Origin of the sequence: Sphingomonas sp. Sph1(2015) (genome assembly GCF_001970915.1) — a bacterium.
In the GTDB taxonomy this organism is placed as follows: Bacteria; Pseudomonadota; Alphaproteobacteria; order Sphingomonadales; family Sphingomonadaceae; genus Sphingomonas; species Sphingomonas parapaucimobilis.
In genome coordinates, this window is sequence record NZ_MQUI01000042.1 from 22395 (window position 1) to 33221 (window position 10827).

The following is a 10827-nucleotide window of genomic DNA, read 5'->3' on the forward strand; positions in this document are numbered from 1 at the left end:
CCCTCATGCGACCCGTGGAATCATATCGTGCGGACGCCGCGCATGGCACCTGTCGATACGTCCCAAGCCGTCCCGGCTTGCAGGAGATGAGCATGGTTCAGGCAGGAAAGTTCGTTCGGACAAGCCGATACTCCGGGCGCGAGGATTCTGCGTTGGCGGCCCGACCAACGTTAGAACCTGCCCGCACCAGCGATCTGCGAACACCCGAAGGCGATATTGCATGACGGGCGAAGGGTTCACAACCCTGCTCGACCATCGGGGACGGTTCCCTTCCGATCGACTTTGGGCTCGGCAAGCCGCCAACGCTCCAGCTGCGTCAGCACGTCATGGGCGATCTGCCCGACGGTGCGGCCGGTCATATCCCGAAAACCCGCTTCACCATTGGTCTGCGCGGCGAGCATCCATGCCAGGCTGCGGCGCCCCTCCGATGCGTCCAGCGCGGTATAGGCGGCAAGTGGACGCGATCGTGGAGTCAAACGATAAACGAACGGTCGACCATCCGCTGCGGTGATGGTGAGTTCGACCAGGTCCTCGCGATGTTCCAGTTCGCTCGCCTCCCAGCCTTCCTTCTCCATCGCCTCTTGCACCGACCGGAGCGCGGGTTCGCCATTGTCCGCCATCTGTCGCAGGATGTCGGTACGGCGTGCCGGGACCAGCAGCCGCTTGATCCGTTCGCCGACCGATGCCGTATCGCCCGACAGCGTCACCCCTGCCAGATCGGCGCTGGTCTGACGGATCAGGCCGACCGCCAGCAGCAGCATGATGAAGCAAAACGGCAAGGCGGCGAGCAGGGTTGCCGATTGCAATGCGCCAAGCCCCCCGGCCACCAGCAGCAGGGTCGCGGTCACCCCCAGCAACACACACCAGTACATGCGCTGCCAGCGGGGCGTTTCCTCCGCACCACCCGAGGCCAGCGTATCGATGACCAGCGCACCCGAGTCGGCGGATGTGACGAAGAAGATGGCGACCAGCGCGATGGCCAGGGTCGAGGTGACGCTGGCGGCGGGCAGATATTCCAGGAACTTGAACAAGGCGGTCGACAAATTCGCCTGCACCGCATCGGCGATCCCACCGGCAGCCGGGCCGAGATCGAGGGATATGGCGGTATTGCCGAACACCGTCATCCACAGGAAGGTGAAGGCGGTCGGCACGAACAGCACGCCGATCACGAATTCGCGGATCGTCCGCCCGCGCGAGATGCGGGCGATGAACATGCCGACGAACGGCGACCATGCGATCCACCATGCCCAGTAGAACAGCGTCCAGTCCGCCATCCACGCCCGCGGTTCATACGCATAGAGGGTAAAGGTCCGCATGACGAAATGGTCGAGATACAGGCCGAAATTCTGAACCAGCGCGCGCAGCAGGAACAGGGTCGGGCCGACCGCCATCACGAACAGCATCAGCAGCACGGCGACGGTCAGGTTCAGTTCCGACAGTCGGCGGATACCGCGGTCCGCTCCACTCAGCACCGACAGGGTGGCCGCCCCCATGACCACCACGATCACCGCGATCTTCATCGTCGTCGTGTCGGGTATGCCATATTCATAGGCCAGCCCCGCCGTCATCTGCGACACCCCGAAGCCCAGCGACGTCGACACGCCGAACACCGTCCCGCACACGGCGAAGATGTCGATCGCATCGCCCAGCGGGCCGTTGATCCGCTTGCCCAGGATCGGCGACAGGCCGGACCGCAAGGTCAGCGGCATGTCCTTGCGATAGGTGAAATAGGCCAGACTCAGGCCGACCAGCGCATAGATCGCCCAGGCATGGACGCCATAATGGTGGAAGGTGATCGCCATAGCCTCGCGCGCGGCGAGGATCGTGCCGCTGGGCGCGTCGGGTGGCGAGATATAATGCTGGATCGGCTCGGCCACCGCGAAATACATCAGGCCGATGCCCATGCCCGCCGCGAACAACATGGCCAGCCACGACAGATAGGGAAAGTCCGGCTCGGCATCGTCCGGCCCCAATTTCAGCTTGCCCGCCGGGCCGAAACCCAGTGCCAGCACCACCACCAGAAACACCGCGACCGCCGAGATATAGAACCAGCCGAACGTGTCGATCGCCCAGGCCTGCGCCGCCTTGAACGCGGTATCGGCCGTCCCCGGCATGGCGAGCGTCGTCACCAGCAGCAGGGCGATGATCGCCGATGCCCCCCAGAAAACCCGGGGATTGATTTCACTCTTGATCATAAAAACGGTCAGCATCGGTTAGGGGGTTGGCGAACAATCGGTCAGGCCAAAATGGGCGATCGGGGCAACTGGCTCCCGTCTCCAAGCTATGACGCCTCCGCGACGCCTTTGCTCCACAAGGTGTGATGCAGCCGCGAAAGGTCGTCTATGTCGCGCTCGCTGGACAGGCCGGTCCGTCCGCGATCGACGGCATCCTGCGCTTCGTTCCGGCAATCGGCCGACGCCCGTTCGTCGACCGCGACCAGGGCGGCCAGCGCTTTCTGAAGCCGCAGCCCGACTTCGATCGTACCCGCCCCATCCCGGGCAATGGGGCGAAACACGTCCTCGATCATATCGGAAAAGGCAAAGGGCGGCACCGTCACGCGCGCGGGCGGCGACTGCTCCTCACCTGGGCGATGGCGCAGGGCCGCTGCCAGGACGCGTGTTCCCGCCTCGATCACCGCAATGGCGGTTCCGGGATCGTTGACGGCGGGCGACAAGGCGCGCGCCGCGATCTCCCCCAGCACGACCAGACCGAAGCGCGGGTCGTGATCGAACGTACGATGATGTTCGATCGTGAACGCATCCCGGATCAGGCAGGCCTGATCGTCGTCGATCGTCGCCCTGACCCAGGCAAGCGGTTTGGCCGGGTCCACCAGATGGCCGGGAATGCTGACAAGGTGGATGTTTGCGCCGATCGCGTCGGCGACCTCACCGATCTGGGCAAGGTCGACATGGGTGATACGGCCGATCCTTTCATGGTGTATGACACTGGCGTCGTTCGGGACCGATACGCTGTCCGTTGCGCCGAAACGGGGTGCCTGCATCATCCGTCGTACGGCATCGGTCGCCGCCCGCTCGACCCGGTCGATCGTGTCGGACACACGGCCGAAGCGGGCGATGTGCTGGATCCAGCGCAGGAACGTCACGACGATGAACAGGATGACCAGAATGGTGCCGGCGTAGAGAATGACGCGCCCGGTATTCCCGTAGATGCCGGTCGACAGCGCGATGATGCCGACGATCGCAAACAGGAAACTGCCGAGGAAGGTCGCCAGCGCGTTCTGCGACGTGCTGTCGTCGATCAACAATTGCACGGCGCGCGGTGTGATGTTGCTGGTTGCTCCAGCATAGGCCTGAACCATCGCGGTCAGTGAGAAGGTGGTTACCGCGAGCATGGAGGATGCCAGCAGGTTGAGAATGCCGTCGACCGACTTCGACCCCACCTTGGCGGCGAAGTCGTACGAAATGGTATGACCGAGGAACGCGCTGGCCAGCGCGAGCAGCACCGCGAAAACACAGAACAGCCCGGCGCGAAACCACATCTGACGCGTGAGGAGACGAACGGCCCATTGCCATCCCCGCATTACGCCACGGCTCCATCGTCAACGAAGCGAGCCAATGGACAAGTCGAAGTGGCGGCGGAAACAGGAGGAGACATGCCACCGATAACTTATGGCAGGCGCAAATGGCACCGCCGCACCGACAAAATCCTCGCGGCTACCGGCGGCTGCCCTTCTCCTATGTGGTGGCGAGGGTCGGGTCGGCCCAGACGCTGTCACGCGGCCCGGCCACGGCCCGCCGCCGCGCCGCCTTGGCCATCGTGGCGAAACCGGCCGCTCCGAGGATCGCGACCAGATCGACCAGTCGGCTTGCGCCGGGATGGCTCCAGCCATGCGCCAGCGCAGGGGACAGGATCGTGGTGAGCGGAATGGCGGCGGTCGCGCCGCCCGCGGCCCAAAGCAGTTCCGATCCGCTGCGCCCCGCACCGCGCAGCAGTGCCCAGCCAACGGCCGCGACGAACGCGAAATAGTAGATGCCGCTATGCCATGCGGCGAGGTCGCCCCGGTCGGCCGGCAGCCACTTCGCGGCGGCGATCGTCAGCGAGATACCGGCGACGCATCCCAGCGGCACCCCCACCGTCAGGCTACCCAGGATATGGGTGGCACGGGTCTGCGTCACCGCGCCCGCCTTTCGCTCCTTGCGACGGCGGCTCTCGATCCAGAGCAGATTGCCCGAGTAGAAGAGGAACGCCCCGGCCAACCCCAGCAGGAAATAGGACCAGCGCACGGGCGCGCCGCCGAAGCTGCCGAAATGCAGCGTGAAGAAGGACGTGACGGCCGCGAACCATGGACCCTGCCGCCCCGGCATATAGGCCGCGTCGGTCATCGCGCCGGTGCGGGTATCGATCTCCGCCCGGCCATAGGTCGGCGCGCGCATCCCATAGCGCGGGTCGACGCCGGTGATGTCGCCATGCGCGCCCTGATCCGCATCATGGTGGTAGGTGATCGAGCGCAATGCGAAGCCGGGTGCCTGGACCGCGATGCGCCGTTGCAACTCGGCAGGCGACAGCGTGTCGCGCACCGCGTCATAGGCGGGCGGGCGTGGCGGACCGGATGGCGGTGAGGGACGCCGCTGGACCGTCGCAGCGCCGACCTGGTTCACCGCGCCTTGAACATCGTAGATCTGGTCATGGAAGGCGAAGATGACGGCGGTGATCGCCATGACGATGTGGAACGGCAGGCTGAACAGCCCCAGCAGATTGTGCAGGTCGAGCCACATCCGCTTCACATTCCTGCCGAAACGCAGCGCGAACAGGTCCTTCGTCAGGCTTGGCAGCAGGCAGATGATGCCGGAGATGATGGCGACGGCATAGAGCAGCGAGATCACGCCCATGATCGGCATCGCCACCTTGCGGCTGAACGGCAGACCGACCTGCTGGTGAAGCACGTCGACCAGCTCCGACACCGGCGACGCGTCCTGCCGCACCACCTGCAACACACCGTCAGGCGCCAGTGCGGCGAGAAAGGTCGGGCCGGGCGCCCGGCGCGTGCCGGTGGTCCAGCTCAGCCGCGCGGGCCGATCGGGTCCGGTATCGAAATGCACGGTATACGCGGCGCGCGCATCGGGCCGGGCGCGCAGCACCTTGTCGATCAGTTCGGGCGTGTGATCCAGCGACGGCGGCGCGGCGATACGGGTCGGCGCGGAGGCCCAGCGGTTCAACGGCTCGGCGAACATCGTGATCGCCCCGGCATAGAAGGCAACGAACAGCGCCAGCCCGGCGATGATGCCGACCCAGCTATGCACGTCCTTATAGGTCTTCACGATATCGGTGCGCATCGACGATCACCCGAGAAGAAGACGCGCGGCGACGTAGAACGCCCAGGCGCCCAGATTGGCGAGCGCGAGGCAAGCCCATGCCCGCGCGCCGCTGCGGAACAGGAAGCAGAGGCCGAGGATCGCGCACCAGATCGGCGACGCCAGCCACATGGCGAGCTGCCGCTGCGCGCTGAACACGTCCGCGTCGGTCGAGAACAGGGTCGCGAAAGTGCAGGTCAGTGCCAGCGCGAGGGTGAAGCCCAGGACGGCCGCGGCCGACACCTTCCCGAACCAGTCGCGACTGGTGAGAAGCGGGCGGCTCATCGCGACGCTCCCTGCCGGAACCGCCACCAGCCGATCGCGACCGGCACGATGCTCCACACCAGCATCGCGGCCGTGGCCCAGGTGAAGACGGCCGTCGCCGGTCCCTGCACCGTCACCAGCAACGCCAGCGCGATCAGCAGGAGCAGCGTCCCGACGATCCGGCAGGGACGCGCCGCCACGCCCGGACGGATCAGCGCCTGATGCCGCGTACCGGCATAGAGGCCCATCGCCCCGCCGATGATGGCCGCCGCCGCACACCACGCCGCGATCATCGGCCTGGTGCCGCAAAGGCGAAGCGGATCGCCGGCGCCATCGCCGCCAGCATCGTCGTTCCGTGCGACTGCCCCGGCAGCGGCAGGAAGCGCGCCCGGCCAGGCTTCGCACCGCGATCGAGCGAACCGACCAGTGCGGCCGGAGCGGCCGCCGCGCCATCCCCTTCGGCGATCAGGATGGGAGGGGCGTCCTTCGCAGCGGCGGCCTCGCGCGTGATCAGGCCGTCGCCGAACCACAGCGACGGACTGACCGCGACGACGCCGTCGAACATCGCCGGACGGGTCAGCGCGGCATGGAGCGCGAGCAGACCGCCGAAACTATGGCCGAGCAACGTCTCCCGCGACCGATCGACCCGCCAGTGCTGGCGGACAAGCGGCTGCACCTGCCGCTCGACAAGGTCGAGAAACGCCTCGGCCCCGCCGGTCTTCGATCCGCTGGCAGGCATGGTCGCGGGGATCGTCCAGCCGGGCGTGACGGGCGTGTAATCGTGGACACGCCGTTCCAGCGGCCCGGCCGCGATCCCGACCACGATGCCATCCGCGACCCCGCTTCGTGCCCCCGCCCGCGCCAATCGACGCGCGGTGAGCGCCGCGATCGCGAAATTGTCCTCGCCGTCCAGCACATAGAGCACCGGATAACCGGCGGGCGGCGGCGGCGCGTCCGGCCAGGCGATCAGGATGCGATATACCTCCCCGCCATCGGCGTGGACGACCTGCTCGACGCTGTGCGGCAGGGTATAGGGCGTCTCCGCAGCCACGGACGTGCCGGGTATCGCCAGCGCGAGCATGAAGGCCACGACCATGCTCACCACCGATATTGCAGCCGCAGGTTCAGCGTGCGGCCCGATCCATAGAAGCAGGACGAGGCCGACGAGCACAACGCGACATAGCGTCGGTTGGTCAGGTTGCGCGCATTGACCGACAGGATGATACCGCTGGCGAAGGCCTTTCGCAGGAACAGGTCGTATAGCGTGTAGCCGGACACGCGATAGGCATTGGCGGTGTCGCCATAGGACACGCCGACATAGCGCGCGCCACCACCCAGCCCGACGCCGCCCAGCGGCCCGCCCTCGGCAAAGCGATAGTCGGCAAACAGCGACCCCATCCACTCGGGCACCTGCGCCAGCCGTTTGCCCTGCTGCTTCGGCTCGCCACGGGTGATCTCGCTGTCCATATAGGTGCCGGTCGCGATCAGGCTCAGCCCGCCGACCAATGTCGCCTTGCCTTCCAGTTCGACGCCCCGGATCCGCCCCTGCCCGGTCTGGACCTGGCAGGTCGTGCCGCCGCAGACATGGCTTTCGTCCGGGTCGGGGCTGGCGAGATTGTTCTGGGTCAGCTGGTATACCGCCGCGGTGAGCAGCGCGTTGCTGCCGCGGGGCTGATATTTCACGCCCGCTTCATATTGCTCGCCGGTCGTCGGCTTGAAGGGCGTGCCGTCGAAATACTGGCCGGTCGTCGGCTGGAACGAGGTGGAGTAGCTGGCATAGGGTGCCACGCCGCTCGGCGAAACCCAGGTCGCGCCCGCTCGCCACGTCACCTTGTCCGCCTTGGTCAACGTCACCGGATTGGTCGCGCCGGTCGCCAGTTCGTTCACCTGGTGGTTCTTCGCCCAGTCATAGCGCGCGCCCATGGTGACATGAAGCTGTCCGACCGTGACCTGATCCTGGCCATAGACGCCGACCTGCTCCAGCCGCGCGTTCAGATGGACTTGCGGGCTCAGCGTCTGGAGCACCCGGCCGATACCCTGCGACACGGGATGGAAGATGTCGGGCATCGGCGGCACGTTCGTCGACAGGTCGCGCAGGTGACGCCATTCGGTGTCGAGCATGTCGACGCCGATCAGGACACGGTGCTCCAGCGGACCGCTATCGATGCGCCCTTCGACCTTGGTATCGAGGCCATAGCCGTCCGAATGGCCGACGCCCTGCACCGCGCGACGATTGATCGTCTGTCCGTTGGCCAGCGTGCCGCCACGCAGCACGGTCCCCTGGAACAGCGTCTCGACGCGAGTGTAGCGGCCATTCTGCCGAAGCTCGAACCGATCGGACAAGGCGTGGCGCAGTTCGTAGCCGACCAGATACTGGTTGCGGTCATAGGTGTTGAACTGCGGCTCACCCAGAAAGGCGTCGAGGCGGATGTGTCGACCACCGGCTCCCGGTTGCTGTGATCCGACATAGGGAAGGAACTGGAAGGTCGATCCTCCCTCGTCCCGCTGATACTGCGCCATCAATGTAATGCTGGTCGCCGCGTCGGGCGCCCAGGTCAGGCTGGGCGCGATATAATAGCGGCCCGTCTTGATCGCATCGATCTGCGCATCGCCATAGCGCGCCAGCCCGACAAGCCGTGCGCGAACCGTGCCGTCGGCGGCAAGCGGACCGGACACGTCCGCAGCGCCCTGATACTGCCATTTGCCGAGGTCGGTGAACCCGGCCCCCTGCAACATGATCTCGCCCCGCGGGTGCGCGGTCGGGCGCTTCGTCACTAGATTGACGATCCCGCCCGGTGCCACTTGCCCGAACAGCACCGCGGAAGGCCCCTTCAGCACCTCGATCTGCTGAAGCGCGAAGGGATCGAAGGCGGTGCGTGTCCATTGCCCGCCGGCGGGCAGGCGGATGCCGTCGAGGAACAGGTTGTCGCTGAAGCTGCCCGCCGAAAAGCCCCGCACCGAAAAGCTGTCGGCGCGGCTGTCGATCCCGTCCTGTTCGGCCTGGACCCCGGCGGTATAGGCGAGCGCCTCGGTCACGCTGTGTACAGCGCGGACGTCGAGTTCCTCGCGCGTGATGACGGAAATGGATTGGGGTACTTCGATCAGGCGGGTCGCGGTCTTCGTACCCGACGTCGCTTGTGTCTGTCCCGTCGCCGTCACGACGATCTCGGTATCACGCAGCGCGTCGCCGTTAGTCTCCTGCGCCGCCACCGGCCACGCCGCCGACGACAGCAGCAAGCCCATACCCCAACAAATCTTCATAGGTCTCCCGCCCCTTGGTCGCCGCCCCCCGGCGGCGCTTCCTCGAAAGGTTCGAGCGCCCTCTATTCCTTTTGGATAATGCGAGTCAATCTCATCTCTTGCCCTTTTGCTATTTTACGACCGTCGTTGCCCCCTCCCTTTTCGAAAACGTAGGTTTCGGCCTGACGGCCGGAGCGGTGCCTCATGACCCCTTCCACGTCCCAGCAACCCGGCACAGCGGTTGCAGAGCATCGAATCCCGGCCGCGGTCGACGTCCCGGTTCGACCGGCCGTCATCGTTGACCGGCTGGCCCCGGCCTTTGCAGGCCTCGGAGGAGAGCAGTTGCCAGTCGCCGACCTCCCAGCGCGGACGGCGGGGTCGAGGGGCTGGCGATCATGCCGGTCGGGAAGCCGCTTTGCGCGCCAGGTCCGAACGGTCGAGCATCTGAACGACGATGAAGCGCAGCGCCGACACGGCCAGATTGCAAACACCTCAGTATATTCGTACGCTATCGTTCTATTATATCGGGATGAGGTGGTGTGATGGCGTCTGATGGCAAGATCGTCTTTCTGACGGGGGCGACCGGCAATATGGGGCGGGAAGCGATCAAGCGACTCCATGCCCGGGGTGACGTGAGGGTTCGTGCGCTGGTCCGACCCGAGGAAAAGGATCATCCGGTCGTTCGCAAAATCATCGCGCAAGACCTGGCGACGATCGTCTGGGGGGACCTGACCCATTACGCGTCGATCGAAGAGGGCGTACGCGACGCCGACGTCGTCCTCCATGTCGGTGGACTCGTGTCCCCCCTTGCCGACAATCTGCCCCGCGATGTGGTGACGAGGGTCAATGTCGGCGGGGCGCGCAACATCGTCGACGCGATCATCGCCACCGGCGGGGCTGAACGGGTGCGCCTGGTATATATTGGCACCGTCGCCCAGACCGGCAGCCGCAACGCCCCGATCCATTGGGGTCGCACCGGCGATCCGATCAAGATCAGCACCTATGATCATTATGCCGTCACCAAGACCCAGGCCGAGGCGATCGTCGCGCAAAGCGGCATCCGCCACTGGGTCTCGCTGCGCCAGAGCGGAATGGCGCATTACGACATCTGGCGGATGTTCGATCCGATCATGTTCCACAATCCGATCAACGGCGTGTTCGAATGGTCGACCGCGAACGACAGCGGCCGGTTGATGGCGGCGGTGTGCGACGATGTGGTGCCCGACCGTTTCTGGCGCGGTTTCTACAATATCGGCGGCGGCGCCGCTTCGCGGGTCGTGAACCATGAGTTCATGGCGGTGAGCATGCCGCAATATCGTCGGGTGCTGCGCCCGCACTGGTTCGCAACGCGCAATTTCCACGGGCAATGGTATGCCGATTCCGACCGGCTGGAGGCGCTGGTGCCGTTCCGCGAGCAGTCGCTCGCCGCGTTCCAGGCCGAATCCCGTCGTCATATGCCCGCGCTGGTCCGGCTGGTCCCACGCCTCGCTCCGTCGCTGGTGCGGCGGCGGATCGAGGGGCTGGCCAAGGGCAGCGGCGGGTCGCTGCGCTGGATCGCCGACAACGACACAGCGAAGATCAATGCCTATTTCGGATCGCGTGCCGCCTGGGAGGCGCTGCCACGCGACTGGGACGCGATGCCCTTGGCCCAACCCTCGCGCGAGCCGGTCCTGCTCGACCATGGTTATGACGAGGGCAAATCCGCCGACCAGTGGCGCGCCGACGACCTGCGTCAGGCCGCGGAGTTTCGCGGCGGCCATTGTCATGCGGCGGGCGAGATCGAGCCGGACCGCGCGGTCGAATGGGACTGCGCGGCCGGGCATCGCTTCACGATGACCCCGAACCTGTATCTGCGCGGCGGCCATTGGTGTCCGACCTGCATGATCGACCAGGGCAACTATGCCGCAGAGGCCGATCGCAATCCCTTCTTCGCGCAGGTCTGGACCGAGGAGCGCACCTGGCGCGGGATGACATGAAATCCTCCCCTCCCCTTCAGGGGAGGGGCCGGGGG

The 10827-nt window shown here is 66.0% G+C and carries 8 protein-coding genes; 1 reads left to right on the forward strand and 7 read right to left on the reverse strand.

Translation table 11 applies throughout. The annotated features are described in order from the left end of the window. Positions 1 to 236: 236 nt before the first annotated feature. The 7 genes from BSZ14_RS14935 to BSZ14_RS14965 form a co-directional block, all read right to left on the reverse strand. Entirely contained in the window at positions 237 to 2195 is a 1959-nt protein-coding gene (locus BSZ14_RS14935) for a BCCT family transporter (RefSeq protein ID WP_076711530.1), read from the reverse strand. Between the two features lie 86 nt (positions 2196 to 2281). Then, positions 2282 to 3499 (reverse strand): DUF2254 domain-containing protein, encoded by a 1218-nt coding sequence (locus BSZ14_RS14940; RefSeq protein ID WP_076711518.1) that lies wholly within the window; start codon positions 3497 to 3499, stop codon positions 2282 to 2284. Between the two features lie 196 nt (positions 3500 to 3695). Then, positions 3696 to 5294: a PepSY-associated TM helix domain-containing protein gene (locus BSZ14_RS14945; RefSeq protein ID WP_076711519.1), complete on the reverse strand. Its 1599-nt coding sequence runs from the start codon at positions 5292 to 5294 to the stop codon at positions 3696 to 3698. A 6-nt stretch (positions 5295 to 5300) separates the two neighbouring features. Then, positions 5301 to 5597 carry a hypothetical protein gene (locus tag BSZ14_RS14950; protein WP_076711520.1) on the reverse strand — a complete coding sequence of 99 codons (297 nt, stop codon included), beginning with the start codon at positions 5595 to 5597 and terminating at the stop codon, positions 5301 to 5303. Continuing rightward, complete coding sequence (locus BSZ14_RS14955; protein ID WP_076711521.1) at positions 5594 to 5869, reverse strand: hypothetical protein; 276 nt, start codon at positions 5867 to 5869, stop codon at positions 5594 to 5596. Before BSZ14_RS14955 ends, BSZ14_RS14950 begins: the two co-directional genes overlap by 4 nt. Then, entirely contained in the window at positions 5866 to 6672 is an 807-nt protein-coding gene (locus BSZ14_RS14960; protein ID WP_076711522.1) for an alpha/beta hydrolase, read from the reverse strand. The genes BSZ14_RS14955 and BSZ14_RS14960 overlap by 4 nt, the downstream gene beginning before the upstream one ends. Positions 6673 to 6674: 2 nt before the next feature. Next, the gene (locus tag BSZ14_RS14965; RefSeq protein ID WP_076711523.1) at positions 6675 to 8837 is read right to left on the reverse strand and encodes a TonB-dependent siderophore receptor; all 2163 of its coding nucleotides are present in this window, start codon (positions 8835 to 8837) and stop codon (positions 6675 to 6677) included. Between the two features lie 521 nt (positions 8838 to 9358). Here BSZ14_RS14965 and BSZ14_RS14970 point away from each other — a divergent pair. Next, positions 9359 to 10792, forward strand: coding sequence for an NAD-dependent epimerase/dehydratase family protein (locus BSZ14_RS14970; RefSeq protein WP_076711524.1), 1434 nt, complete (start codon positions 9359 to 9361; stop codon positions 10790 to 10792). Positions 10793 to 10827 lie beyond the last annotated feature (35 nt).

Excerpts from the sequence above, each read along its gene's own strand:
- BSZ14_RS14935 (WP_076711530.1), bottom strand. The coding sequence starts at position 2,195 with ATGATCAAGAGTGAAATCAATCCCCGGGTTTTCTGGGGGGCATCGGCG.
- BSZ14_RS14940 (WP_076711518.1), bottom strand. The coding sequence starts at position 3,499 with ATGTGGTTTCGCGCCGGGCTGTTCTGTGTTTTCGCGGTGCTGCTCGCG.
- BSZ14_RS14945 (WP_076711519.1), bottom strand. The coding sequence starts at position 5,294 with ATGCGCACCGATATCGTGAAGACCTATAAGGACGTGCATAGCTGGGTC.
- BSZ14_RS14950 (WP_076711520.1), bottom strand. The coding sequence starts at position 5,597 with ATGAGCCGCCCGCTTCTCACCAGTCGCGACTGGTTCGGGAAGGTGTCG.
- BSZ14_RS14955 (WP_076711521.1), bottom strand. The coding sequence starts at position 5,869 with ATGATCGCGGCGTGGTGTGCGGCGGCGGCCATCATCGGCGGGGCGATG.
- BSZ14_RS14960 (WP_076711522.1), bottom strand. The coding sequence starts at position 6,672 with ATGGTCGTGGCCTTCATGCTCGCGCTGGCGATACCCGGCACGTCCGTG.
- BSZ14_RS14965 (WP_076711523.1), bottom strand. The coding sequence starts at position 8,837 with ATGAAGATTTGTTGGGGTATGGGCTTGCTGCTGTCGTCGGCGGCGTGG.
- BSZ14_RS14970 (WP_076711524.1), top strand. The coding sequence starts at position 9,359 with ATGGCGTCTGATGGCAAGATCGTCTTTCTGACGGGGGCGACCGGCAAT.